The sequence below is a fragment of the bacterium genome (genome assembly GCA_013360195.1).
Lineage (GTDB): Bacteria > Electryoneota > RPQS01 > RPQS01 > RPQS01 > JABWCQ01.
Genome location: JABWCQ010000004.1, coordinates 112610 through 139018 on the forward strand (window position 1 = coordinate 112610; position 26409 = coordinate 139018).

Consider the following 26409-nt stretch of genomic DNA (forward strand, 5'->3'; position numbering starts at 1 on the left):
GGAAGCAAGGGGTCGAATCGTGACCATTACAGAAATTCACGTAAATCTCCGCGACGAAGAAAAATTGAAAGCATTCGTGAACATCACGTTCGACGATGTTTTTGTGATTCGCGGGCTCAAGATTATCGAGGGTAAGGAAGGGCTGTTCGTCTGTATGCCAAGCCGAAAGTTAGAAGACGGAACATACAAGGACATAGCTCATCCGATTACAAACGAGTTCCGTCGGCAGATGGAAAACCAGATCCTCGAAGAGTTCAGAAGACTTTCAGACGAAGCAGCCTCAAGTCCGGTCGCACCCGGCCATGGCAGTGGCTTTGACAGATAATACAGTGCGTATACTGGGGCGTCGCCAAGTTGGTAAGGCAGCAGGTTTTGGTCCTGCCATTCGGAGGTTCGAGTCCTTCCGCCCCAGCGAGAATGGGCTCAGGCAATGCAAAAATTCCGAGAAATCGCGTTGCTGACGGTGTAACGGAGCATCTCTATTGTATCGCAGCTACGAAATGAAAATTTTCAGCGGCACTGCCCATCGACCATTGGGAGAGCGGATTGCCGCATGTCTCGGTCTTCCACTAGGGGAAGTGAAGATTAGCCGCTTTTCGGACGGCGAAATCGGTGTGCAATTCGAAGAAAACATACGTGGTCGCGATGTTTTTCTAGTACAACCGACTTGCCCTCCCGCGGAGAATTTGCTTGAGTTGCTGATCATGGTTGATGCAGCCAAACGCGCATCAGCCGGCCGGATAACAGCAGTCATCCCGTATTACGGTTACGCGCGTCAAGACCGCAAGGATGGGCCGCGAGTAGCAATAACCTCACGACTTGTTGCAGATCTGTTGCAGGCTGCAGGAATCCATCGAATCCTTACGATGGACTTGCACGCACCTCAGATTCAGGGGTTCTTTAACATACCGTTTGACCACTTGATGGCCTCCCGGCTGTTTATCGACTTGTTTACAATGCACTCCATCGAGAATCTCACGATTGTAGCGCCGGACGTGGGATCAACGAAGCTTGCCCGTTTTTATGCCAATTACATGAAAACCGACTTCGTCATTGTCGATAAGTATCGGACTGGACCTAATCAAGCGGTTGCTTTGAACCTTATTGGCGATGTCAAGGGCAAGAACTGCTTAATTGTAGATGACATTGTGGATACTGCCGGCACACTGTCGGCGACGATTGCAATGCTGAAAGAGCGCGGCTGCAAAGATATCTATTGCGCGATAACGCACCCGGTGCTTTCCGGACAGGCAGTCGACCGCATTGAGAGCAGTGCCATTACGGCGATGTGGGTTTGCGACACGCTTCCGACTCCTCGAGAGCACCAGTTCAATAAGATACATAAACTCTCGACTGCAAAGCTATTCGGCGGTGCCATTCGCAGGATTCACGAAGAAGAGTCGATTAGTCACCTTTTCCTTGACGACCACGATGAGTCCCGGGAATCCATGGTTGATTCCGCACAGCTCGAAATGCTTTCCGGGATTATTTCCTCCGATTAACGTTTTCAATTAACTTTCAAAATACCTTCAATGTCTGAGCATTTAACTTTGTCCGCAGAGTCGCGGACTCCAAATCAGCCCAAAGGACACCAACTGCGAAAGAGCGGTCGAGTTCCGGGAGTGTATTACAACGCAAATCGGGACGTCAAGTACGTTTCATTTGACAGATTCGAGCTTAATCGCCTTCTTCGCAAGGAAATGGCCGTGCTTGATCTGACGATCGGTGGACAGAAACTCCCTTGCGTAATTCGCGAAGTACAACGTCATCCGGTTTTTGGTGATATTATTCATGTGGATCTGTTCGGGGTAGATTTGACGAAGAGTGTCCGCGTCCATGTTCCAGTCCATGCCGTCGGCGTTCCTTACGGCGTGAAACTGCAGGGCGGCGTTCTGGATATCGTGATCTATGAAGTAGAAATTGAGTGCCTGCCGGACGCCATGCCCGCGCATATCGATCTGGATGTCAACGAGCTGAAGGTTGGCGATGCATTGCGCATCGAAGACATCAAACTTGACGGTATTACTGTGCTTGGGGATCCTCATGCAGTTGTGTTACATGTCAGCGGAAAGAAGGCTGAAGAAGGCGTACCTGCGGCAGCTGAAGCCGCTTCTGCCGAGCCTGAAGTGATTCGAGAGAAGAAACCGGCTGCCGAATAATCAATAGTTAAGATGCGGCTAGTTGTGGGCTTGGGTAATCCCGGTGCCGAATATGACGATACACCACACAACGTAGGCTTTGCGACCTTAGATGAATTGGCCAGGCGGGCTCTGGTCAGTTTTAGAAGGGGTCCAGTGGCAGAGAGCATGACCGCACAAATGCCAGCCGGATTTGAGACAGTTCTTTTCAAGCCGCTCTCATTTATGAATTTGTCTGGCCGACCTGTATCCGCCGCGATAAGGTGGTACAAGATACGGCCTCAAGACGTGTTTGTAATATGTGATGACGTCAACATTCCGTTTGGCAGGCTTCGCATTCGTCAGGGTGGAGGACCGGGCGGGCAAAAGGGCTTAAATTCGATTATTCAAAGTATTGGCACCGAATCAATTCCGCGAATGAGAATGGGCGTCGGCGGTGGCTATCCCGGAGCGGATATCGGAAATTACGTGTTGAAGCGGCTTCGCGGCAAAGAGCTAGCCGATTATCATGAGTTGGTTGGGCGTGGAGCCGATGCCATTGAGCACTGGTTGGAAAGTGGAATCGAGTCGATGATGAATAAGTTTAATATCATCGTTGACGACAAGGATAAAGAATAAGTAACCCTGCCTGTTCTTGTGCAGGCCGTCAAGTCCAAAGGGAAAAATTAGCAAATGAAAACGTACGAGTTAGTTCTGATTTTTGATCCGAATATCGAGCCCGATCAGGTTGAAGCCGATATCCGTAGAATCCATGACACGGTAGTCGGTCAAGGCGGAAAGTTCAGACGGTGGGAACGGTGGGGAAAGCGCCGATTGGCCTATGAGATTCGCCATCGCCAGTATGGGCTCTATATTCTAACTGTGTATGATATAGCCCCGGAAGCAACGCACGAACTGGATCGTGTTCTGCACCTGACAACGTCGTTGATGAGATCACTTGTGACAGTTGTGGAGCCCGAGCGAGTTCCGGACTTTGATGCGGAGTCAGTTGCTTCTCTTGGTGTATCCAAGGAAGTTGCAGCGCCAGCTGAGATAACAGAAGTCGTGCCTGTCGAAGAGATTGACGCGATTGAAGAGGTTATCGAGTTGGAGGACGAAACTGGTGAGGATCAGACCGCGTAGGACCAATTTCAACGACCGTCTTCAGGGAGGACGGTTCGTATAATTCGCGCTTGGTGGGATAACGAGGGAGAACGTATGGCGGACTATAAGATGCCGGATATCAATTGTGTCATCATCGCGGGCAACCTGATAAAGGACCCAAGCTTTCGGAAGACTACTTCCGACGTGCCAGTAGCGAATTTCACTATCGCGTCAAATCGGAAGTTCAAGGATTCGAGTGGTCGGATTAAGGAAGATGTCTGCTTCATTGGAATAGTGGCTTGGTACAAGCTTGCTGAAAGCTGCAAGGAAAACCTGCACCGTGGAAGCGCAGTGCTGGTCGAGGGTGAATTGCAGAGCCGCAGCTTTGCCAATGAAGACGGAACGACACGGACTTGGGTGGAAATAAAAGCTCGCCGTATTCAATTCCTGAATCGGCGCGAACATGGCGCTGAAAGTGACGTGCATTCACATGCGGACTCCGTTGAGGACGACGAACAGCATCATCCTGCCCCAGAGGACGATCAGGAACACGCTCACTTCACCTACCGTAGTTTCATTTTGAACAAACCATAACCAACAGAGATGCAGATCATACTTCGCACAGACTTTGAATCACTCGGTAAGGTTGGAGACTTGGTGACCGTCAAGCCCGGTTACGCACGTAATTTTCTGATACCGCGTGGCATAGCCTTCGCTGCAAATAAGTCCAATCTCGCTCGACTGGATCAAGAGCGGAAAACGTTACAGATGCGCGACCTCAAGGAACGCCGTAAGGCTGGCGACGTTTATGCTCAGATCAACGGCTTGCGGCTGCTCAAGGCTGTACAAGTGGGAGAAGAGGATAGGATGTTTGGAGCCGTCACCTCGTCAGACATTGCCGAACTTATCAAAGAGCGAGGCTTCGAAATAGACCGTCGCAAGATTCAGTTGAATGAGCCAATTAAACATCTGGGTGAATTCAACATACCCGTCAAACTGCATCGCGAAGTTGTCGCTACAGTAACCGTCGACGTGGTACCAAACGTTTAGTGAACTTGTTGAATGATACGAAAAACCCGGCTTAAGCCGGGTTTTTGTTTAGGTAAGGCCGGGACAGCTATGCCGTCTCAATTCTCTCATGCTTGGCATCGAGAATCGACGTATGCTTGCGAAGGTATCTAAACACAATGAAAGAAGCAACTGCAAAAACGAGCAAGATATTCCACTCTTTATCGGCTCTAATTCTGCCTTCGACGAAATAGTGCTCAACTGAATCCATAACATACAGTACTGCAATAATGGCGACAATGGAATAGAATTCACTTCGAACTCCAGCCCGGAAAGAGAATCTAAGTGTTGGCCTGACCCAACCACGCAGTCTTGGAATAAGGCACGGCGTCTTCCGTGACCATTCCTCCAAAGCTACTCCGAATTTGGAACGAAGGTACTGTTCTTCAGTGGCGATAATTCGCTCATAATAAAGTACCAGTGCCAAGCTGCCAGCGAGTGCGAACCATAAGGACTTCGTGAATAGAAGCGCAGCCGCATACATAATGATGTTTCCCACATAAAGGGGATGGCGAACAAGTGAATACATGCCCTTAGTATTCAGTGCATCGGCCACTTGACCGTCTGCCGTGTTTCTGCCGGAGGTCCCGGATTGCGCATATCCAATTGTGATAAATCGTACGGCAGATCCTATGAACGCAAGTCCTAAACATGCAAAATCCCAAATCTGATCATAGTCATGCATGCCACCTACATAAGCTTTGTACGTGGATAGCTGAAGTATCCCAAGTGGAACCAGAATTAAAGGGATATAACTTCGATAACGAAACAAGAATTTGCCGTGACGGCACATTTCGTCATTCAACATTGTGGCACTCCAGAATCATTTTCGTTTTGCAGCACACATGAGTGCTCATGAAGATAACGCCGACCTCTTACACGGCAGCCAATTTTGATGCAAGCCACGTTGGCAATTCATTCATCTTGATTCGAAATTGCACAAGTGTGTCCCTGTCTCTCAAGGTGACGGTTTCATCTTCCTTGGTTTGATAGTCGACTGTCACACCCCAGGGTGTGCCAACCTCATCCATACGACGGTACCGACGCCCTATGGAGCCTGAGTGATCAACAAATACGGCGCCGGTTTTGCGCAAGTCAGAGGCAAGTTGATCGGCGATTTCTGTCAGCCCGTCCTTTTTGACAAGCGAGAAAATCCCAAGCTTGAAAGGTGCAATTGCAGGAGACAATCGCAATACTGTTCTCGGTTCACCATCCTGCGTGTCTTCATAATAGCCGTCAACGAGACAGGTGAGGAGAGTACGATTCAAACCAGAAGACGTTTCAATAATGTAAGGAACAAAACGCTCTTTCGTATCTTCGTTCAAGTAACTAAGATCTTTCCCTGAATACTCCGAGTGCCGTTTCAAGTCGAAATCCGTTCTGTTGTGGATTCCCTCGAGCTCTTGCCAACCGAACGGGAATTCATATTCGATGTCATATGCATCTGCTGCATAGTGTGCAAGTTCGCGGGGGGTATGCTGATGCAATCTGAGTTTTTCCGGCCTTACACCGAGTTTTCGATAATACTCAAATCGCTTGTCACGCCATAAAAGAAGCCACTCATTTGCCTCTTCAGGCCGGACGAAATACTGCATCTCCATTTGCTCAAACTCACGGGTCCGGAAAATGAAATTACCAGGCGTGATTTCGTTTCGAAAGGCCTTGCCAATCTGCGCAATTCCAAAAGGGAGTTTTACCCTTGCAGTATTCAGGACATTTTGATAGTTGACATAAATTCCCTGAGCAGTTTCCGGTCTCAAGTATACCACAGCTGCGCTCTCCTCAACTGGACCAAGAAAAGTCTTCAGCATGAGGTTGAATTGTCGCGGCGAAGTAAGACTTCCAGATGTTCCGCATGACGGACACGTGGCTTCTCCCCACCGGACCTTTGCCAATTGATCAAGGTTTCCCTCGCCGCCCTCCTCAATCTCACCATCCGCAATTGCGGCAAGTTTGTTCTTCGCACGCCATTGCTTAATAAGGTCTTGAGCCTTGAATCGCGCCTTGCATTGCTTGCAGTCAACGAGCGGATCAACGAAACCGTCTACATGGCCAGATGCTTTCCAGACCTGAGGATGCATCAGTATAGCAGCGTCCACTCCGACAATATTGTCGTGCAACTGCGTCATTTCGCGCCACCAGTAGTTGGCGATGTTATTCTTAAGAGCAATGCCTAAAGGACCGTAGTCCCAAATTGAACCTAGGCCGCCGTAGATTTCTGATGATTGAAATACAAAGCCGCGCCTCTTACAGAGGCTTACGACTTTATCCATTACATTCGATGACATCTCTTATTCTTATATTTGTTCTAGTTATGACGGGCGGACCCATTTGAGAGCGCTGATGGATCGTGAATGAACGACAACCGGGAGGTGTTCTGACGCATACTTGGTCAGCCAATGAAAAATTTCTGATTCAGCGCGAATCGATGTTCTAATCCGGGATGCAACATCGAACCCCGAGCTACTAACCTTCTTTAGGACAGCTGTGGACTCCACTGAAAGCGAAAAAGGAACACCTGACTCGATGACGCGATCATTGACTGCAAAGCCAAGCTGATTAAGCAGCACGAGATAGAACTTCCAAAAAGTAGTCCAATTTGGGGACCGCGATGCCTCGAACTGTTGCAGGCAAATCTCGGCCGCTTTGTACAATTCAGGATGAGGATCGTCTTCACTCGTGGTTTGGAGGAGCAATTCAATGACGGCACTGCAGAGAACCATGGACTCAAGTGACTTGCGCATTCCCCAATGGGAGTTCACTAGGGCCAATTCCCGGGCGAGTTGCACTTCCCTTGAGCTCTTGGCTGACCAGACGACTTCAAGTTCATAACCTGGTTCAATAGCAAGTGCCGATCCGTTCTTGTGTCGTCTGCGAGCGCCTTTTGCTATTAAAGAAACTCGGCCATGCCTTGCCGAAAAAAGCGTCAAAATGAGGGAAGTCTCGCTATAGGGAACAGTCCGCAAAACGATTGCTGTATCCTTTCGAATGTCGGTCACAATCACTTCCTCATGAGTTGATAATTGATGTCATTACAAAGATCACACCACTCTTCAACTGTGAGAGTCTCAGGTCTGCGGGTGAAGTCAAATTCAATACTCTGCCAGGCAGGATGAATGCCTGATAGCTGCGACAATGTTGACTTCATCATTTTGCGACGTTGTGAAAACGTAAACCGAACGACCCGTTCAAACAGCGGATAGTCTTTCGGATACTTATGTGGAGAACGAAAAAACTGCATCTGCACCACTCCGCCATCGACTTGCGGAGTTGGTCTGAAGGCAACAGCAGGAACAATTGAATAAAGCGAAGCCTCGGCTTCCACTTGCACAAAAACAGAGAGCTTTCCGTAAGTACGGCTTCCGGCAGGTGCGACCACTCGCTCAGCAACCTCTCGCTGCATCATCAGCACACCTGCAGAAAACCATGGAAGATCAGGATTTGATCGTGCTATGCGATTATGTTCGAGAAGCCTGTATACAATTCCGCTTGACAAGTGATAAGGTAAGTTTCCCACAACCTTTAGACTTCCTGCGTCGGACAGTCTTCGGATGTCGAAATCCAAGAAGTCCGAATGTATCAGCGTGAAATTCGGGAACTGCTGAAACTTCTCACGCAATACGGATTGGAGTCTGTTGTCAATCTCAACTGCGACAACTCGGGCAGGGGTTTCTACAAGAAATTCGGTCAGTACGCCCCGACCTGGTCCAATCTCAACGACTGTATCACCGGCTTCAATTTGTAGCGCAGCAACTATCTCCCGCGCGTACGACTTATCCGTCAGAAAGCACTGGCCAAGGCTTTTCTTTGGTAGCGGCAACGAACTCAAAACAAGTAGTCCAACTGCACACGAAATGACCATGATCGGCGCACAACGTTGTCGCCGGCAAAGGTTCGACCTTCAACAGGGTCCGGATAAGAGTTGCCATCACGCGCCTGCACAAAAGTCCGGGTGACCGGGCTGTCACCTGTAAACTTCACGCGTGCCGTTAATGCGTTCGAGAACCTGTTAGTCAACGAAACCCACCATCTGGTAGACTTGCCATCAACCACCACAAACTCTGTGTCTTCAAAATTCCATAGAAAACCATCATACATTAGCCAGGCGGTCTTGAACTTCAGTGACGGTGAAAAATTGTGGGTTAGCTCAACACCAACAGCCTCTTGCGGTGAGGCACCCTGAGCATCCAAGGGGCTCTCACCTGTCGGGTCTGGTTCCCCTACCAATCGAGGCCTTGGAGTAAATTTCGTGTAGCCACTGGAATACATTACTTCAAGTTCGTCAAACCGCGAGAGCCGATATTCAAGATGAATCCGATTCTCATACGTCTGAAATCCAGCCGGTTGAGTTGGATTGCTGTTCCACCTGCCTTGCAGCTTTTGCCTGATCCTGAGCTGAATCGGCCAAACCGGACGATAAGTGAACTTCCCAACCCAACGATAGTAATCCGCTTGATCGGCGACACGCGTCCAATTGTCTATCTCGCCCACAAAAAGCAACGGTCGTGAGACTTGGTATCTGCCTTCAAAATACACGCCCTGTTCGGCTTGAGGTGCGGCGGAGTTTCGTTCCAACTGAGCAAAAGTCTCCGTTGCCAGATAGAATTCATCCTCATATGTCGTGCCATTATAGCGGGCATAATTTGCGAATCCGCGTGCATAAGGATTGTCATAACGTATTGAGTAATCGCGATAAACACCAAGTAGTGTCAGGGAATTCCACTGTGCATGCGCCGAGGCGACAAGCCCATGGGGATCATCCCCGAGTTTTAGCACTCCGCCGCTTGTTTCAAGCTCGGCATACTCTATTTGAAAAGTATAGTTATTGACGACTTGCATCAAGTCGATTCCAAAAGTCCTGCGAATACCTCTCGCTTGGGACCAAAGTCCGCCATTAACATCCGAATGATATCCATTCCTAATCTCGGCATTCATCACATTGTCGGCAATTTCGTCTCTCTCCTGCGGGTCAATTACCGAATAGACATTGACAACCGTATCTGTTCCGGCTCTCGTAACGGCATCAAACTGATAAGCTTTGCCAATATACGGATGAATTGGGCGATCGTAAGCGAATTCGGTGGCAATAATACCAAGGGATGAACCGACGAACGGCCGGTAGGCTACTTCACCACCGAACGCAACCTCTCTAACGGCATCCAACATGGATTGTTTTCCATCGAAGGCGGGAACATATACAGAGTCTCCGTTTGCGAGTTTTTGCATTGACGGATAGATATCCCGATCATCTCTTGGCACCAGCGTGATAAGCCTGTTCATGGAGCCGTCGGGGTTTACAATTGCATCCTTCATTTGGGAAGATCCGAATGCAATAGTCTTCCATTTGCCCCAGGATGCTTCAACGGCAAAGCCTTTAAGGGTGAATTCTCTTGAACGAGACAAATCCGGTGCGATTCCGGTCAAACGCTTGTCAAAGCCAAAGCCGGAATAACGCGGATTAAAGTAATCTCCGCTTTCCATTGCAACGCCTTGGCCCAAGGAGACTTGGTAGTTACCCAAGTAGATACGATCGAATCTGACAGGTCCTGTATTCCGTTTCTCTAAGCCGGCAAACCATTTGAACTGCGGAAGATTCGCGCCTGCAAAGTCCCAGTAATGTGTCTGCTCACCGAGACTCCGATGCCACAGCAATCCAGCCTTGTAATCCTGAGAGTAATTGACTCGCAATTTATGACTGACGTCAGGTGTCGGGTCAACTAGCAGGGTGGGGTCAATCGCCAATTCCTCATCAGCAAAAAACGGCGTATCGTAGGCCCTGAATGTATAGGCGCCATGAAACTCGTTGCGCGTTATTCTTGGGTCATAGGACAAGTAATTTCGTGCGTTTCGGTATCCCCAGGAGGAAAGTCCGGGAACGGCTCGCAGATCGCGGGTCCCTCTTATTCCCCCTTGTAGTTTCACCTGGTTGTAAATCGCGACAGCATCTGCCGGAGACACATTCTGCAAATCCATCAGCTCGTCCAAAGTTGCTTTGTTCACATCCATTGGTTCAAGCATGCGATCGATCCATTCGTCGACTAGACCGACGTTTGTGCCTTCTTCAGTACCGAGATTCTCAATTCTGTAATAGGCATCTTCAATCTTATCCAATCGGTCATCACCCGGACGTGGTGGATTCACTCGAACCAATGTGCGAAGAGATCGCAGTGTCTCGGCGTCAATCTCAGGTAACTCGTCAAGTTCATAAACATGTTTGAAGGGTCCTTCATAGACAAGCCGTTCCCATATTGCGTCCGCCTGTTCTGGGGAAATCGGCAAGGCATCGACCTCGGCGCGAGTCGCGGAATTGAGATCAAGCAAACTTTGGCCCCAGGACAATGAGCCGAATAGCAGGACGGTTGCGGCCAGGCGAAAAATCGGAATCATTGGTTGCCCGCACTCCATAACTGTCCCAGACCTTGTGGAACATCGAACCCGACGCTGAAAGTATGTGACGGTGAAAGTACCGGATGGTAAAGAAACGCGTAGTCAACTGTAATGTCGCGGTAAAATAAGCCAAATCCGGCGGTGAAGACGTTCGGATTTGTCATGACGCCGACTCGCAAATGAAACGGCTTTGCCACTTGAAGATCAGAGCCGGCCTTAAAGACTGTCCCGGCTTCAAGGCGTCGTTCGATGTCAAAGGAGGTCTTGACGCCGTAATACGGTTCGTATTGCACTCCATAAGACATTGATCGGGGCAAGTCCCGCTTCAAACCGGAACCCATTTGTGGATGATTGATGTTGTGAAATGCGCTCGCGAGAACAAATCTGTCCCATACTTTCGCAGTAGCGCCGACATCAATTCCAACGGCCATGGCGCTGCCAAGATCGTAGGAACCTGAGGGTCCGTCCACAGACTCTCCAAGGCTCCAAGAGATGAACTTAACAGCATAACCAATACTGAAAGCAGAGTAAATATCCTCTTGCAGCAATAGGCCATGCGCCAAAGAAATTTCAGATTCTGAGGAAACTGTCTCACCGTTAAGTCGTGTGGCGAGGTTTTGAACCGCAAAACCGATTGCTCCAGCCTTCTTTGGCAGAACTGAAAATCCCGATACCGATATATGGGAAAGAAAGCTTGCTGAGTACGGTTGGTGATACGCAAATCTCCCGCCTGTGCCCTGACTTAGCCCCAGTCCTGCAGGGTTCCAAAGAACGGCATCGCTGCCGCGCGCTCCTGCTGAGTATGCACCTCCCATTCCTTGTGCTGCCGGTGTCGGAAGATGAGGATTTGATACTAACTGAGCGAAGGCGCTGGTTGCCAACACGCTGACAACGAGCAGTAAAGTAGAAAGTGTATTTTTCACAAGCGTGTCCCTACTACGACTGGTTTTGAGAGGGACTCTGTCTTGCCATTAACAATGGATTCAAGGTGAAGTATATAGGTCCCAAGAGGTAACAGTTCATTAAGATCGTTCCGACCGTCCCATTCGAGCGATTGGGGACCGCCGGCGCGCTTGTCGACAAACGTGTGAACGAGCTGACCGCGCAAATTGAAGAGCCGTAATCGGACGGCACCAGCTGGCGGTGCATCCATGTAGATTGGAAACTTCTGGCCGATATCCGGTGCAAAAGCGCGGTTCGGTACTTCCAGTACAAGGTCACCTGAAGGAGCGCCACCTATGCTGGGGTCCTCAAAATCCTCTGTGTATCCGGCGAGCATTTGAAAATCGCCGTTAAAGGTCGATGAAGGGCCGGCAATGGATACTCTCTTGCCGACTAATTCGCCAAGCGGAATCCAACCATCGTTTAGCTCAATGCTGTCCAAGTTCATAGAGTCCCACACACGAATTGTCAAATTCCCGGAACCATCGTCAATGAAAATGTTTGTTCCTCCTCCGACATTTTCATCCACTTGATAGACTGTTCCGATTGTGCGGCACCAGGTCCCGGAGCCGCTCAGAGTTGGATCTGAAACCCGGACAATTTCTGCTTGCGTGCGCAAGTCGCCTGTCCTGATTTCGATTGGAGGGTATAGCGGTTGGTTTTCGGCAAGAACACGAATATCTGCAGAATTCGGTCCTGCGGCGAACTCACCCATTTGAATTGAGCCGGAAAATTCATTCACAACACCGGTTATCTCGATCAAATTGCCGCGCTGAATACCCGGAAAAGTGGAAGCCGCTCCTGTTTGTGACAGATTGAATCCGCGCCCGCTGCCGTCCTGTATATAAGCCGAAATTCTGCGCGAACCGGATGACGTCGTAACGTCCTGCACAAAGTTGACAACTCCGCGTAAAGTCGTAGGTAACCCTTCATAGGCCCTAAAGTCATTGTAGATATCGGCAATCTCGGTAACTTCAGTAGCACTATACCCACCGAATCCAAGAGTTGCGTGGCTGAGAACATTGCCCGCCAAGTCTGAAATGTCCGTTACCTCAACCTGATAGGCCGCTGTTGACGGTAGCGATTCAAGTGTCTCAATTTGAACCGTTCGACCGTCATTGAACAGTTGCGCTGATTCAATGTGCAATTCAGGAAAGTCGGGATTAGTTACTTCAATGATTTCGAATCTATCAAGATTTTCGGCAACAGAAGGGCTGAGCCGCTCATTGAATCTCAAATTAACCCGGTGCTCCGTTACAGCCTCTGCGGTCAGTAGCTGCGGTGCACGCCGGTCGATTATTCCCATATCTTCATTCCGGCGTGGAGCAATCATGTGGCCGGGATTGCTGTTAAACGAAACACAACCTTGTATGAATTGGAAACTATCTCCTTCAGCGGGAGTATAATCTAAACCGAAATCACCCAGAATGATACCTTCGCCGGTCGCGTCACGCACTGTCCACTGCGCGAAATCACCGAAGTCCTCAGTATTCGTCACGACACATGGCCCGATATATACAAACCCGCCTTCGTAGGCCTCTGATGAATCGGGCAGCATGCTGGCATGTATCGTGTCCGGCGGTGCAACCACACCTTGACCAAGCACGACCACAGAGGATACACTTGATAACTCTGTTAGTTCAAAGTACTCTTGAACACGTGCCGTGACCCGAACGCAATCACCTTCGGCAGGAGTGGAAGGTGGGTTGAAAACAAGAACACCTGACCACGGGCCACCACCCGGGTCATTCATAAAGAAGCTGCCACCGTCAAAATTTGTCCCTGTGACTATGCCGGTTACCGTTACAATCTGACCGTTCAAGGGCGAATCACCACCGGTAGGACTTCCTACATACTGTATGTCGAAAATTGTCAAATTAATCGAGCGAATAAGATAGCTGTAGGTCGTGGCAGGAGCGCCGTCAGGGGAGAGGGCCTGTGCTCCATCACCGTCTCGAGCCGAGATGTAGAAATGGCACTCTATTCGTTCAGGCCCGGCAGGCAATATTCCACCCCACCGGCCATCACCGGCTGCGTCGTCGCCATGCTCGCCATCATCGTGCATCGTAACTGCGGCGAAGTCGCCTGAGTCACCAAATCGGTAGAAAACGAGCGCTTCGGTAACGTTATTTTGATCATCACTTATCAGCGCTGTTACAGTTACAGGATCCACACCCGTAGGACGCTCAGGCGAAAAACCAACATCACTTATCAGGGGCGGTCGATTTGAAGAGAAGCCAAAGTCGAAGTCACCTCGCGGGTTTAGCGCAAATTCGTTTGAGGTGAATGATACAATGCCGCGCAGGAACTCGAGCGTATCGCCGATAAAAGGCTCATAGAGGAATTCAAAGCCGTCTCGAACACGGAGCGGGCCACTCCCATCATTGACAATGAATCCTCCCGTAACGATTTCAGTGACCACGGGCAGGGAAAGCTCAGTGAAAACTCCTTCCAGCGGCTCGGAAACGCTGCCGGAAACTGTTGCGTAGGGAGAAATCCCCGTGGAACTTTGATGAGCACCAAGTAGTTCGGGGCTGTTTAGGCGTGTTTGGCCTCCAGATTCTGCCACTGTGGCTCGGACAACTACGGAATCGCCAATTTCGATGTTGCGCGGCTGTGTGTCAAATACAAGCACACCACTCCAGAGGCCACCGCCGGGATCCGAGATGAAATACTGCAGTCCGGAGCTCCCAAACCCATAGCCTGAGACTAGACCTGCAACTTCGACTGTTTGGCCCACGAGAGGTGACGCACCGTCAGGCGATTCCGTGAACTGTATATCTCGCACGGAGATCACCTGTCCTGTTGCATAAGGTATTGACAAAAATAAACTTACAGCGAGTATCGCTAGGAAATGCATATGAAACCAGATGGAGAAAGGGGAAGTATGGCGGGCGTTGACTTAACTCGTCAAAATACGCATTGTGCACTCCAAATTCAAGCCGAACTCCGCAAGAAATAGGTCTTCCCAACTGCCCATACAGAAAGAACGTTGTTTTTGCAGCAGCAATTGATTACTTTTCGACATGCAAAGGATTCTAACTGCAATAATATTTTTGGGAGCAGTTTTTCCCGTCAAAGGCGCGACGGACAAGCTCGGCTTTGCCTTGGATTCCGCACGAGCTTCCGCTTTCTGGTCGTTACTCAACGAATCTGAGAGGGACCGAGCTTATCGCGTGCTGGACAGCGATTCCTTGCCGCAATCTGCCCACTGGCAAGGATTGGCAAACTTGCTTCGTGCTTTCTCAACTTATGCGGATTCGTCTTTTGCAGAGGTACCATCGATACTTGATAGAGGGGTACCTTCTGAACTCGCCGATCACGCAAACTGGCTTCGAGCAAAGGCACTGCTTGAACTCGGCCAACCGCACTTGGCCGGTATCTATATACGCAACCTTCTTAATTCACAAATAAAGTTTTATCAAGAGTTTGCAATACAGACGTTGGTTTCTGATTCAACGTTTCAGGAGTCCATCGATTCACTTCAAACTATTGATAATATAGCACTAAGAATTGGTGCTTCGGAAGAACTCCGACAGCAAATACAAGTTCAAATTGCATCCTTGTGGTCAAGGTCGGGCAAACATGGTGAGGCTTGGCAGACGCTTTGGTCTGCGTATCTACTTTCACCTGGTTCCGATCTTGGAAAGCAGGCCAGAACCAGTCTGGATAACTATGAAAAACGATATGGCTTCACAGCTCCCGAGCGTCACTGGGAGGATGTATGGAACGAAATCGAGTGCCTGGAAAGAAGTGGCCTCAAGGCAGAAGCACTGGACAAGTTAGCCGGGATTCGGCAGCGCGGCCGATTCTCGTTCCAAGACGAACTCCTTATCGCACGCCAAGTCCGGATTTCAGTCGCGCTGCGACGACATTCTGATGCACTGCGGTTGGCAGATCAGCATCTTAAGCAGTTTCCTTCTTCCAAATACCGTGACGAAATGCTGTTCTCAATGGTGCGCTCAGCATACCTTACGGATCAAGATGATCTGGCAATTCAGACGGCGGAAGAGCTTGCTCGAACTGGCACTGATCGGAAACACATTGGAGAAAGCTGGCGACTGATCGGGTTGCTGCATATAGATCGTGATCGTCCAAATGAAGCCACAGAGGCCTTTGACAAGTGGTTTGCTTCGACTTCAGGTGGAGAAGGATCAGATGATGCGCTTTGGAACAGAGGCTGGGCGCGCATGCTCGCTGGCCGTTTTGAAGCGGCGGCAAGAGATTTCGAGCAACTCACGCGCGACTACCCACGCTCAGGCTATTCCGTAATCGGACTTTATTGGTCAGCACAGGCATATCAGAATTCCGGTCACGTCGATCGAAGTGACAGTCTTTGCGCAGAACTCCATCGTCGCTATCCCTTTTCATACTATGCACAGCTCGGCTGTCATACTGAGCGACGGCCTGAACCATTGAAGAGAGATTTTCGTCCTTTGAGTCTGGACGAACTTGTGACCACCGGTGGTAAGCATACGAGAGCATTTGCGATGCTGGCCGCGCTTGGCCTGTGGGAAATGGCGTTGCGGGAATGGCCGAACGTTGAAGCAGAGTGCGGCAAGAGGGCAGATGTTGCTTGGTGGCGGCCGTTGTCCTACTGGAAGAACAATGAGCGGTTTCAAGCATGGAGGTGGACGATCAAGGAGTTTCGTGACGAGGCAGCCTCAGCCGGAGAACGACCTGCAGACTTCTTCAATCTTTGGTATCCCGTTGACTATGAACCTCTGATCTTGGATTTTTGCAATAGATATCACGTTGAACCATATCTTGCGCTTGGCGTTATCTGCCAGGAAAGCCATTTTGACGACCAGATTGTCAGTCCGGCTGGTGCAGTAGGCTTGATGCAGCTTATGCCGGCAACAGCAAGAGAACAGGCCAAACGGCTTGGACAAGACTTGAGGGAAAGTGATCTACTTGACGGTCCAAGAAATCTTGAGATCGGGATTGCCCATCTTGCTGACTTATTGGACGACCTTAATGGCGATACTATTCTTACGCTATGCGCTTACAATGCAGGTATCAATGCGGCGAAACGATGGAAGTCAGAGTTCGGCGATCTTCCACCGGACATGTTTGTCGAGCGAATTCCGTATCGTGAAACGCGGCTTTACGTAAAGCACATTTTACAGCATATTGCAGCCTACAAAAGGTTGTATCCGCACCTTCAATCGCCTCTCCAGGCAATCGAACCCTGAATTATGTCATACACCAAGGACGAGTTGACGAAGTTGACCCATCTGGTGCGCTGCGCCGGCTGAGCCTCTAAAATGGATCCGGCGGTGCTGGATCTAATGCTTGACGGTCTTCCCACGCGCAAGGATGATAACCTGCTTGTGGGATTTGACTATCGTGATGATGCGACTGCTTATCGTCTTCCTTCGGGTGAAGTTCTTGTGCAGACTCTGGACTTCTTCACGCCGGTGGTGGACGACCCATATGACTATGGTGCGATTGCAGCCGCGAATGCCTTGTCCGACGTCTACGCGATGAACGGCAGACCCCTCTTTGCTCTTAACATCTGTGCTTTTCCCAAGAAGTTGCCGGCGGAAATCTGGCGGGAAGTTCTTCGAGGTGGAGCAGAGAAAGCACTTGAGGCAGGCATCATAATTGCCGGCGGTCATACGATTGATGACATCGAACCGAAATACGGATTGGTTGTCAGCGGAATTGTTGATCCTAATCGCATCTGGAACAACAAAGGGGCAAGAGCCGGCGACATGCTAGTCTTGACCAAGCCCCTTGGTACCGGTATTGTTACTACTGCGCTCAAGAACGAAGAATTGACCGCAGAAGACGCAGCGGAAGCCGTGAAATGGATGAAACTCTTGAATCGCGACATTGCATATACATTGTCGAATCTTGAAATCAAGTCCGCGACTGACGTCACGGGGAATGGTTTTCTTGGTCATGCTGCCGAAATGGCTCGAGGTTCCAAAGTGAAGATGAGAATAGATGCGGCATCGATTCCAGTAATTGACGCTGCGTGGCCAAACGCAAGACAGTCAAAAGTACCTGGCGGCACTAAAATGAATCGGCTATACCTCGGGGATTATGTTACGTTCAAGAACGTGTCCCAGGATTTGCAGTGGTTGCTCTTCGACGCTCAAACCTCGGGTGGACTGTTGCTTGCAATTCCGGCTTCAGTCATTGACGAAGCGACCTCGATGCTTAAGGCAAAAGAACTTTTTTACGCTGTTGTTGGAGAGGTAGAGGCTGGAAGCGGCATAGAGGTAATCGGTTGAAACCAGTGAATCTCGCACTTATCGGCGCAACCGGAATGGTCGGACAGACGACTCTGAAAATTCTTGAAGAGTGGAATATACCGATTTTCAAGCTGTCCTTGTTTGCGTCATCTGGATCAACCGGCAGGCAGGTGCGCGTCGGCGATAAAGAATATCCAGTCCAAGCGATCTCTGATGACTTGGAGGCAGAGTTTGCCATCATGGCTTTATCATCGGAACTTTCGAGGGAACTAGCGCCCAAATTGATAGCCCGGGGAATCAGGGTAATAGATCACTCCAGCGCTCACAGAATGGAAGAGAACGTACCACTGGTGATTCCGGAAATCAACTCTGATGCGATTCAATCGAATTGCAGGCTTGTGGCGAATCCAAATTGCTCGGCATCAGTGGTCCTTATGTCTCTTGCGCCCTTGACAAGAAGCTACAATCTTAGGAAAGTGATAATTTCGACTTACCAAAGCGTTAGTGGTGCCGGGAGTGCGGCGTGCGATGAACTCAGGGCGCAAATGCAAGGCAGTCCGGATTCAAGGTCAGTCTTTCCGCACAGAATTTCCGGCAACCTTTTCCCGGAGATCGGTGGTTTTGAGCCAACGAATTACACTGGCGAAGAGTCAAAAATAAGTAACGAGATCCGCAAGATTCTCCGCTTGCCGGACCTGCACGTTTCCGCCACTGCGGTAAGAGTGCCCGTAGAAATCGGCCATTGTGCTGCAGTTAGTGTCGAACTAGACAGACATACTAATCTTGAGGAGGCAAATTCTGCATTCGAGAATTTCAATGGATTGAAGTCCGACGGAGCATACTATTCAACACCGGCTCAGATTGCAGGAGAACAGGATGTCCGGGTTGGTCGCATCAGAGTCGATCCCCAGGATGGCAAATGGTTGCATTTCTGGGTCGCCGGTGATAACACGAGGAAAGGTGCTGCCTCAAATGCAATTCAAATTCTTCAATACTGGGCTGATCTGTAGTTTTTGGTTGGTATTGACCGCTGGTGACGCGCTTGCACAGCTTGACTGGAGCCAGGATGCCGTTGTCTTTGGAACGAATGCGGCAGAGTTTTCGCCGCAGATTGTCCCTATCCCAAATGGCCAATTCCGTGCATTCTGTCTAACGGACAGTCAGCGAATTCGCACTCGCCTGTCAAGTTTGCGCGGCGAGGCCTGGCAGGCTTTCGCCGATCTTCATAGTGATGAAAACCTGACTCAGTTTTGGGTTGCGGCTGATTCTCAGTATACATTTATATTTAGCTCAGACGGACACTTGCGTCGGATTAGTCATTCGGAAAGCAACTGGGAAGACAATTGGGGAATTGCCGTACTCCCGAGTCAGACAACTATTCTGAAAGCGCGGCTGTTTGTAGATTCCGATTTTGATCAGGATGAGAGCTATCTTCATGGACTTGTCCTATATCGAAACTCGCAGAATGCCACTTTGCTTGATTATTTTCTATCGGAAGATCAGGCATTCTCATTGTCTCATTTGGGGACAATAGACTCGGCCTTCGCTATTCAAGATTCGAATGCGTCTGTGTCAGGGGCTTACACATGGACGGGTGACGCAGAACGACTGTGGGCGGCGATGTCATTTGACAGACCCGGTTCGACTGGTCCCCAGGTGGCGCTTTATTATTCAGATGACATTGGTCAATCGTGGTCGAGTCGTATAACGCCCGATACAAGTTCCTATTCCCAGGTAGCGCCGGACATCTCCGGTTTTGAAGAAACGCTTGTTCTGACCTATCAAAGAAGAAACAGTTCCTCCATTGCAAACGACATCTATTCCACATATTCTCCCGACAACGGTGTTTCGTGGTCGCAACCGCTACAGTTAACAAATCACGCCTTCGATGATGTGAAGCCGTCGGTTGTTATTTCTGATGAGATCATTGGATTGTTTTACGGGCGATTACAGGTTCAATTGCAAACTGGTCAGATATACACGCGGACGGCATCGCTTGATGAACCGTGGAACTGGCAGCCCGAAACTGAAGTGTGCGGGAATGATGACTTTATTGTAGATGACGGCTTTCATGCAACACGTGATCAAGAAGGCTTTGCAGCTGTTTGGACAGGTCGAATCGTCGGTGAAGACGGAGATGTCTTTTTCGACGCATCTTGGCGAGGTCTATCCGTAATAGGAGAGCAGCCCGAGAGCCCCTCAGAAGTTCAGCTTTCGCCAAGTTCAATGCACGGAATGATTGAATATAGATTGCCTAACACGATGCCTGTGAAACTTCAGATGTATGATATACTTGGACGACTCGTCGCCGAGGCTGCTCTCAGCGGGCCACGCGGCGTATGGGCGGTGCCTGAACAAATTGCAAGCGGGACATATCTCTTGAGCGCAGGCGACTCTTCGCCAATTCTGATCCAAATTGCCCACTAAGCCAGCGACATCCAAAAAGAGAGGCTCTCATAACGAGAGCCTCTCTTTCTTGTAATTCTGAATATCTGTGTCAGGCGAGTTCGGGTGCCAAGCTGTCTTTCTTTGGTGTACGCGCAATGAGCATCTCTGTAACTAACAATCCCAGAGCAAGATAAAGAAACAGCTTCCAGAGTTCCCTTCCATATCGGCCTTCCCGAATCGTGCTTTCAATACTTTGAAGTCTTGACAACTCCGAGATTTGTCCGCCAAGCAATGCAAACATTTCCTCATTTGCTACGGCCTGAACTTCTGATTCCTCTTCAGGTATATTGACAACGATTGCCTTTACCGTCCGGCCTTCCTGCTTCAAGAGATATTCTCCGGTGCTTTCCAAGGCAGGGAACTTGACTAATTGACCGCCTGTAACAGGAACAGCAGTCAAACGAGTACTCAATGCATCCTTGACCAAATCGTATTGGAGTTGATCTGAATTTCTAAGAATGATTTCAGCCGGCTTTCCAACAGTTAGCGTGTAATCCATGCCCGCACCGCCGGTGCCAGCTAAGTATGCTGCGCTGCCTGTCATTAATGGCGAAAAGATTCCTGTCCGATAAAGGGTAGACCAGTCAGGGTCTGGCGAGCTGTTAAGGAAGAGCGCGCGGCCGCGGCCTTGGGTTGCTTCGACGAGAAAGGCCTTACCATCGGAGCTCTCGATTATGCTTGCAGCTCCGGATGTGCCACGGGTCAGTTCAAACCTTTGCTTGAACTCAGGGGATACATCGACCGGCTTATCTTGAAACACCCCTTCAAAGAGTGGATGATCAAGATCCACCTTTGACCACTTTATTCCGGATTCTCCGAGCTGCTCAACTCCGCTTGCAGCAGGCAAGCCAATGCTCTGCATCCACGCCGAATGTGATCGAGCGTCAAAATTTGGTCCGCCCGCAATGAATATTCCCCTTCCGGAGTGAAGATATGCACGCGCACGTTCCGCGAACGCGCCCGAAAATTGTGGCGCGTCGACAATAAAAAGTGCGTCAAAAACATTCCAGTCTTCGGCTTCCAATTGAAGAGCTGAAAGCTCTAAAACGTGTATAAACGATTCCCCTCGACTTGTGGGATCCAAAGCCAACGCCGTCAACCTTCGACTCGGACCGTCAGAACCGGCTACAGCCACATTCAGGCGCCCCGGTACACGCAATACGAAACGCCGAATGTCATCTCCGGCAAAAGTATCCGTATCTTCCAGCCTTACGTATCCCGACAATTCGCCGACACTTTCAGGAACAAATCTGATTCGTTCTTCTCTCGTCTCGCCGGCCCCAAGCGAAATTCTGGTCTGAGCGACCCTCTTGCCATCAAGATACACGCTTACAATTCGATCCTTTACGTCGCTGTCACTGCTGTTTGTCAATTCAAACCCGAGTTCAACTGACCTTCCCGGAACAATAAGGCGGGATATGATTTCTGATGAAGTAACCCCGATATTTGCACCCTGTGCCGAACCGACTGGCAGCACGTACAGTCTGACATCATCCGGTAAAATTGGTACCTGAGGCAACTCATCCGGCCAGGCGCTCGCGCTGAAATCGGAAAGTACATACACTTCTTTGAGCAGATTCTGAGACTTGCCAAGCAGCGATCTTGCCATGCCGACAGCATCAATCAGTGAGCCGCCAGCTTCTGAGGTGGTTGCAGCTTCAATCGCTTCACCGATCAAAGCACGATGCTGAGTTGGAGAATCAGGGTAGACCGTTGGTGTAGCATCAGCCCAAACAAGTTGAATTTCGTCGTTTGAGCCAAGTGACTTCACGATTTCTTGAGCTCGTACCTGAAGCTCACGGAACCTTGTCCCGCCCTCGGATTCCGTACTCATGGAAGCCGTGCGGTCAAGGACCAAGATGACGCTGGCGCGTGCCTCACCGCCGCCGATTATTCCCGCTTCGGATTTCAGAACCGGCCTGGCCATCGCAAGCACAAGTGCAACTACGGCAAGTGTGCGCAGTGCAAGTAAAATCCACTGTCGAACCTTTACCCGTCGCATTTTCTGCCGCTGCATTTCCTGCAGAAATCTGAGTGTGGGGAATTCCACCTGCTTGAATCGCTGCCGATTCAACAAATGGATCAGAATCGGAATCAATCCAAGGGAAAGTGCGGCAAGAAGTGCTGAATTAAGAAAAGTCATCTTGCCGGCCGCGTAGTTTCGTCACCGTCGTAAAGCAGGAGATCTTCAATCAACTCAACCATCATGTGTCCGCAAAGTAGATGTGCTTCCTGAACTCGCTGGCCTGAAGTAGAGGGGATTCTTAGGGCGAAATCAAGATATTTGTCGAGCGGTGTGGAAGCGCTTCCCAGAAATCCGACAACTTTAGCACCTATGCCTGCACAAACTTGCGCAGCTCCGATCAAGTTTTGGGAGCGGCCGGATGTCGAGAGTAGGAACACAACGTCTCCGGCTCTCGCGAGAGCCTCCAGCTGTCTGGCGAAAACGTTGTCAAACCCATAGTCATTGGAACAAGCGGTAAGCAATGAAGTATCTGTGGTCAATGCGATTGCCGCGAGGGCTTGCCGTTCTCGGTGAGACGAAAGTCTTACTACGAATTCTGTAGCCAGATGCTGACACTCCGCGGCGGAACCTCCATTGCCGCAGAAAAATAGTCTGCCGCCATTCCGAAGACTCGTCGCTGAAGCTTCCGCAATCGCGGTAAGATCAGCAAAACAATGCATCGAAAGCTGACTGTGCATCGTTGCGGCATCTTGCACCGCGCGATGCAGTTTCTCAACAGCTCCGACTATTAGCTGATCGCTTCCTTTGGACTTAAATTCTTGCCGGTTCATTCTGCTGCCTTTACGGGTTCAAATCGCAATACCACTTCCGCACTTTCGGCGAGAACGGCTCCAAGTGCACTCGCGTCCTTTCCGCCTGCAGTAGCCAAATGCGGCTTGCCGCCGCCACCACCCCGCAAGGGCTTTGCAAGTTCCTTTACAATTGGCACTGCGTCCCAGCCTTTCTTTACCAAGTCAGGAGTGACTACGACAACTATAGTTGGTTTGTCTTCTGAGACCATGGCTAGAATACCAATTCCGCTGCCAAGCTGTTCACGTAATGCATCGCCCATGTCTTTAAGCTGATCCAAGTTTTGAGCATTCACTTTTTCAGCGACGATGCGGAAGCCGTCGACACTCTTGGCGTTAGCGACCAGCGACTGCATTGCAGAGCCGGCGACCTGCCCGCGTAACAGCTCAAGCTCCTTCACAAGCTTGCGTTTCTCCTCTAACGCCAGTTTAAGCTTTTCGGCAGGATCGCTGCCAGCGCTGCCTAGTATCTCCACGAACTCTTCTACTTTAGCCCTTTGTTCGGCAAGATAATGCCAAGCAGCCTCCCCTGTAAGCGCTTCGATTCTACGGACGCCGGCGGCTGCAGACGTTTCTGCTTTGATGACAAAGGAACCGATATCACCAGTTCGCCTCACATGGCAACCACCGCAAAGTTCCCGGGATACAACTATGTCGTCATCCGAAATTTCCACCATGCGGACTTCGTCGCCGTACTTTTCACCAAACAGTGCCATTGCCCCGAGAGATTGGGCCTTCTTCAGCGGCAGAACTTGAGGTGTCACGGCAAAGTTTCCACGAATCCAGTCATTCACTTGCCGTTCGATGTTGAAGAGTTCCTCATGCGTCGGCTTATTGAAGTGCGTATAGTCAAATCTAAGGTAATCAGGACCGACATACGAACCTGCTTGATGAACGTGATCGCCAAAGGTCGATCGTAAAGCCGCATGCAGCAAATGAGTGGAGGTATGATTGTACTCTGTCGGAAGCCTGCGTTCCCTCGAGACAGTCAAATATCCTGTTAACCAAGTCTTATTATGAACCGCCTCGCGCAGATCAGGTGACACTCCCGACAGGACAGCTGAGTGCAGAATGGCCTTATCTCGTCGCACGACGTTCGTTATTTCGGCAATAGTAATCTCGTCACCGCAATGAATCTCTACTGTTCCCGTATCGGCAACTTGACCGCCCGACTCAACGTAAAACGGTGATTCAAGGGGAGTGAAAATCAGACGACCAGTCTCTTCGTCTAGAGAGAGCGGCAATAACTTGGTCGCCGCGGACAGAGTTGAGTAACCGCGAAAACTCGTTTCGGGCAATTCTCCGTCAACAACGAACTCTTCCTTGCCTGCTCGAAAGGCGCCAGCTGATCGGGCGCGCGCACGTTGCTGTTCCATGGACTGTTGAAAGCCTGATTCATCCACAATCAACCCGTTTTCGCGTGCAAGCAATTGAGTCAAGTCAAGAGGGAAACCAAACGTATCATACAGTTTGAATACTTCTTCGCCCGGAATCTCCTTCTGTCCGCTCTTCAATAATCCAGAAACAACGGAATCAAACTGCTCCAAACCGCGGTCCAATGTCTTCCCGAAGTGCGATTCCTCAGCCTCAATTACACGAGCAATGTGTGCATGCCGATCTTTTATCTCAGGAAAAATCTTTCCCATGGTATCAACGAGCACAGGAACAAGCGTGAACAGGAATGGTTCATGCAATTCAAGTTTTCGGCCGAATCTGGCGCCTCGGCGAAGAATTCGACGCAGCACGTAGCCTCTGCCTTCATTACCGGGCATGGCGCCATCGCCGATTGCAAATGTCAGACAGCGCAGGTGATCGGCGATTACTCTATGAGGAATACCGGACTCGTCATTTGAATATGGCTTGCCTGACCGATCGACGATTGCTTTGATAATCGGTTGAAAAAGATCCGTGTCGTAGTTCGATTTATAACCCCCAAGAACTGTCGCTAGCCGCTCCAATCCCGCGCCGGTATCAACATGCTTGGCAGGAAGTTGGACCAACTTTCCGTCCGGCTGTGAGTCAAACTGAATGAAGACATGGTTCCAGAGTTCAATGTACCGCCTTGAGCCCGTATTGACAAATGCAGCCGGGTCGTCATCAAAGTCCGGACCACGGTCAATGTGAATCTCCGTGCAGGGTCCGCAGGGTCCCGTGTCGCCCATCGACCACCAGTTGTCCTTCTTCCCGAATCGCAAGACATGAGATGGAACTATGTCTGTTTCAGACTTCCAGATTTCCTCAGCTTCATCATCTGTTTCATATACGGTCGCATACAATTTGTCCTTGGGCAAATTGAAGACTTCTGTCATCAATTCCCATCCCCACTTTATAGATTCGCGTTTGAAATAGTCTCCGAAACTCCAATTCCCAAGCATCTCAAAGAACGTATGGTGGTAAGGAGACACTCCGACTTCTTCGAGGTCATTATGCTTCCCTGAGACTCTTATGCACTTTTGTGTGTCGGCAATGCGTGGAGATTCCGGTTTTGCCTGCCCAAGGAAGTAAGGCTTGAATTGATTCATACCGGCATTGGTGAAGAGCAATGTCGAATCGTCCTGCGGAACGACAGGTGCGGACGGAACGATCAAGTGATTTCGTTCACGAAAAAACTCAAGGAATTGCTGACGAATTTCTGCAGCGGTCATGTATGTGTTGTAATGTCCAGTTGGCTAATTTAGGATCATAGAAAAGCCGCATTGCAGGCCTACATAGCCTGTCGCGGCGGTATTATTGAGTCGCAACAACTCTGCGAGCGGCCAGGCTGCGACAAACTTTATGGATGCTCCTGAGACTTGGGGATTTCTCAACGCAAGGTGTAAAACGCCTCGCGCCATTAGTGACTTACCTTCGATTGTGCGCCCACGCTCATAAACAGGATCGTCCGGATCTCCTGAAACCCGCGCATTGTCCTCAGCAGCCGTCCACCAGGCTAAAGACGCGCCCAAGCCTGCCATCAAACGACTTAAGTCGCCCGGACAGATTAGCGCATCCGCGCCGAACTCCCTTTGGTGAAATCGAATATCAAATACTGACGGATGGGAGGGATCATCACTGACTTCACCATCCGTGGACAATAATGCAAAAGTCGGACTAAGAATGAAGGAATTGTTCAACGGAAAGTATCCGCTGAACATCAGTGTTGTGCCAAGTGATCCCGGTGCGACCCGATCACTTTCGACATCTCTAAATGTCGTGTATGCCAGCGATGTGGCCAATCCCACTTGAATTTCTGCATACGACGGTCTTGCAATCTCTCCGGCAGAGGCTAAACCCGAAAACAAAACAGATAAGGCGAATATCAGTCGCATTTTTGTGCAATCCCATGT

The 26409-nt window shown here is 50.0% G+C and carries 22 protein-coding genes and 1 tRNA gene; 12 read left to right on the forward strand and 11 right to left on the reverse strand.

Features of this window, described 5'->3' with window-relative positions:
• Positions 1–19 precede the first annotated feature (19 nt).
• The 8 genes from HUU59_04825 (at position 20) to HUU59_04860 (ending at position 4271) form a co-directional block, all read left to right on the forward strand.
• Positions 20–325, forward strand: coding sequence for a septation protein SpoVG family protein (locus HUU59_04825; GenBank protein NUO18753.1), 306 nt, complete (start codon positions 20–22; stop codon positions 323–325).
• 14 nt (positions 326–339) lie between these two features.
• Positions 340–412: transfer RNA gene (locus tag HUU59_04830), tRNA-Gln, on the forward strand.
• 88 nt (positions 413–500) lie between these two features.
• On the forward strand, positions 501–1502 hold the full coding sequence (locus HUU59_04835) for a ribose-phosphate pyrophosphokinase (GenBank protein ID NUO18754.1): 1002 nt from the start codon (positions 501–503) through the stop codon (positions 1500–1502).
• A gap of 30 nt (positions 1503–1532) precedes the next feature.
• Positions 1533–2159, forward strand: coding sequence for a 50S ribosomal protein L25 (locus HUU59_04840; protein ID NUO18755.1), 627 nt, complete (start codon positions 1533–1535; stop codon positions 2157–2159).
• A 12-nt stretch (positions 2160–2171) separates the two neighbouring features.
• Positions 2172–2756: an aminoacyl-tRNA hydrolase gene (locus HUU59_04845; GenBank protein NUO18756.1), complete on the forward strand. Its 585-nt coding sequence runs from the start codon at positions 2172–2174 to the stop codon at positions 2754–2756.
• Positions 2757–2810: 54 nt separating this feature from the next.
• On the forward strand, positions 2811–3260 hold the full coding sequence (gene rpsF / locus HUU59_04850) for a 30S ribosomal protein S6 (protein ID NUO18757.1): 450 nt from the start codon (positions 2811–2813) through the stop codon (positions 3258–3260).
• Positions 3261–3335: 75 nt separating this feature from the next.
• Positions 3336–3815, forward strand: coding sequence for a single-stranded DNA-binding protein (locus HUU59_04855; GenBank protein NUO18758.1), 480 nt, complete (start codon positions 3336–3338; stop codon positions 3813–3815).
• A 9-nt stretch (positions 3816–3824) separates the two neighbouring features.
• Positions 3825–4271 carry a 50S ribosomal protein L9 gene (locus HUU59_04860; protein ID NUO18759.1) on the forward strand — a complete coding sequence of 149 codons (447 nt, stop codon included), beginning with the start codon at positions 3825–3827 and terminating at the stop codon, positions 4269–4271.
• Positions 4272–4338: 67 nt separating this feature from the next.
• On the opposite strand, the gene HUU59_04865 is transcribed toward HUU59_04860, so the two are convergent.
• The 7 genes from HUU59_04865 to HUU59_04895 form a co-directional block, all read right to left on the reverse strand.
• Positions 4339–4974 carry a hypothetical protein gene (locus tag HUU59_04865; protein NUO18760.1) on the reverse strand — a complete coding sequence of 212 codons (636 nt, stop codon included), beginning with the start codon at positions 4972–4974 and terminating at the stop codon, positions 4339–4341.
• 190 nt (positions 4975–5164) lie between these two features.
• Complete coding sequence (locus tag HUU59_04870; GenBank protein ID NUO18761.1) at positions 5165–6577, reverse strand: glycine--tRNA ligase; 1413 nt, start codon at positions 6575–6577, stop codon at positions 5165–5167.
• 24 nt (positions 6578–6601) lie between these two features.
• Positions 6602–7288: a DNA repair protein RecO gene (gene recO, locus HUU59_04875; GenBank protein ID NUO18762.1), complete on the reverse strand. Its 687-nt coding sequence runs from the start codon at positions 7286–7288 to the stop codon at positions 6602–6604.
• 2 nt (positions 7289–7290) lie between these two features.
• On the reverse strand, positions 7291–8118 hold the full coding sequence (gene rsmA, locus HUU59_04880) for a ribosomal RNA small subunit methyltransferase A (GenBank protein NUO18763.1): 828 nt from the start codon (positions 8116–8118) through the stop codon (positions 7291–7293).
• On the reverse strand, positions 8115–10676 hold the full coding sequence (locus HUU59_04885; GenBank protein NUO18764.1) for a hypothetical protein: 2562 nt from the start codon (positions 10674–10676) through the stop codon (positions 8115–8117). The genes rsmA and HUU59_04885 overlap by 4 nt, the downstream gene beginning before the upstream one ends.
• Positions 10673–11599 (reverse strand): hypothetical protein, encoded by a 927-nt coding sequence (locus HUU59_04890; protein ID NUO18765.1) that lies wholly within the window; start codon positions 11597–11599, stop codon positions 10673–10675. Before HUU59_04890 ends, HUU59_04885 begins: the two co-directional genes overlap by 4 nt.
• A complete protein-coding gene (locus HUU59_04895) occupies positions 11596–14406 on the reverse strand; it encodes a hypothetical protein (GenBank protein NUO18766.1) in 2811 nt (936 codons plus the stop codon). The genes HUU59_04890 and HUU59_04895 overlap by 4 nt, the downstream gene beginning before the upstream one ends.
• A gap of 268 nt (positions 14407–14674) precedes the next feature.
• Here HUU59_04895 and HUU59_04900 point away from each other — a divergent pair, with 268 nt between their 5' ends.
• The 4 genes from HUU59_04900 to HUU59_04915 all read left to right on the forward strand — a co-directional run bounded on the left by HUU59_04900 (position 14675) and on the right by HUU59_04915 (position 20248).
• Positions 14675–16813 (forward strand): transglycosylase SLT domain-containing protein, encoded by a 2139-nt coding sequence (locus tag HUU59_04900; protein ID NUO18767.1) that lies wholly within the window; start codon positions 14675–14677, stop codon positions 16811–16813.
• A gap of 84 nt (positions 16814–16897) precedes the next feature.
• Positions 16898–17860 (forward strand): selenide, water dikinase SelD, encoded by a 963-nt coding sequence (gene selD, locus HUU59_04905; protein NUO18768.1) that lies wholly within the window; start codon positions 16898–16900, stop codon positions 17858–17860.
• Positions 17861–17865: 5 nt separating this feature from the next.
• Complete coding sequence (locus HUU59_04910) at positions 17866–18831, forward strand: aspartate-semialdehyde dehydrogenase (GenBank protein ID NUO18769.1); 966 nt, start codon at positions 17866–17868, stop codon at positions 18829–18831.
• Between the two features lie 7 nt (positions 18832–18838).
• On the forward strand, positions 18839–20248 hold the full coding sequence (locus tag HUU59_04915) for an exo-alpha-sialidase (protein ID NUO18770.1): 1410 nt from the start codon (positions 18839–18841) through the stop codon (positions 20246–20248).
• A 70-nt stretch (positions 20249–20318) separates the two neighbouring features.
• Here HUU59_04915 and HUU59_04920 read toward each other — a convergent pair whose 3' ends face one another.
• The 4 genes from HUU59_04920 to HUU59_04935 are packed head-to-tail and all read right to left on the reverse strand — an operon-like array spanning position 20319 to position 26391.
• Positions 20319–22412: a BatA domain-containing protein gene (locus HUU59_04920; GenBank protein ID NUO18771.1), complete on the reverse strand. Its 2094-nt coding sequence runs from the start codon at positions 22410–22412 to the stop codon at positions 20319–20321.
• Positions 22409–23065: an SIS domain-containing protein gene (locus HUU59_04925; protein NUO18772.1), complete on the reverse strand. Its 657-nt coding sequence runs from the start codon at positions 23063–23065 to the stop codon at positions 22409–22411. The genes HUU59_04920 and HUU59_04925 overlap by 4 nt, the downstream gene beginning before the upstream one ends.
• Positions 23062–25728 carry an alanine--tRNA ligase gene (alaS, locus tag HUU59_04930; GenBank protein ID NUO18773.1) on the reverse strand — a complete coding sequence of 889 codons (2667 nt, stop codon included), beginning with the start codon at positions 25726–25728 and terminating at the stop codon, positions 23062–23064. Before alaS ends, HUU59_04925 begins: the two co-directional genes overlap by 4 nt.
• Positions 25729–25752: 24 nt before the next feature.
• Positions 25753–26391, reverse strand: a complete 639-nt coding sequence (locus HUU59_04935; GenBank protein ID NUO18774.1) for a hypothetical protein — start codon at positions 26389–26391, stop codon at positions 25753–25755.
• Positions 26392–26409: the final 18 nt, after the last annotated feature.

Excerpts from the sequence above, each read along its gene's own strand:
- HUU59_04835 (NUO18754.1), top strand. The coding sequence starts at position 501 with ATGAAAATTTTCAGCGGCACTGCCCATCGACCATTGGGAGAGCGGATT.
- HUU59_04840 (NUO18755.1), top strand. The coding sequence starts at position 1,533 with ATGTCTGAGCATTTAACTTTGTCCGCAGAGTCGCGGACTCCAAATCAG.
- HUU59_04845 (NUO18756.1), top strand. The coding sequence starts at position 2,172 with ATGCGGCTAGTTGTGGGCTTGGGTAATCCCGGTGCCGAATATGACGAT.
- rpsF (NUO18757.1), top strand. The coding sequence starts at position 2,811 with ATGAAAACGTACGAGTTAGTTCTGATTTTTGATCCGAATATCGAGCCC.
- HUU59_04855 (NUO18758.1), top strand. The coding sequence starts at position 3,336 with ATGGCGGACTATAAGATGCCGGATATCAATTGTGTCATCATCGCGGGC.
- HUU59_04860 (NUO18759.1), top strand. The coding sequence starts at position 3,825 with ATGCAGATCATACTTCGCACAGACTTTGAATCACTCGGTAAGGTTGGA.
- HUU59_04865 (NUO18760.1), bottom strand. The coding sequence starts at position 4,974 with ATGCATGACTATGATCAGATTTGGGATTTTGCATGTTTAGGACTTGCG.
- HUU59_04870 (NUO18761.1), bottom strand. The coding sequence starts at position 6,577 with ATGTCATCGAATGTAATGGATAAAGTCGTAAGCCTCTGTAAGAGGCGC.
- HUU59_04885 (NUO18764.1), bottom strand. The coding sequence starts at position 10,676 with ATGATTCCGATTTTTCGCCTGGCCGCAACCGTCCTGCTATTCGGCTCA.
- HUU59_04920 (NUO18771.1), bottom strand. The coding sequence starts at position 22,412 with ATGACTTTTCTTAATTCAGCACTTCTTGCCGCACTTTCCCTTGGATTG.
- HUU59_04925 (NUO18772.1), bottom strand. The coding sequence starts at position 23,065 with ATGAACCGGCAAGAATTTAAGTCCAAAGGAAGCGATCAGCTAATAGTC.
- alaS (NUO18773.1), bottom strand. The coding sequence starts at position 25,728 with ATGACCGCTGCAGAAATTCGTCAGCAATTCCTTGAGTTTTTTCGTGAA.
- HUU59_04935 (NUO18774.1), bottom strand. The coding sequence starts at position 26,391 with ATGCGACTGATATTCGCCTTATCTGTTTTGTTTTCGGGTTTAGCCTCT.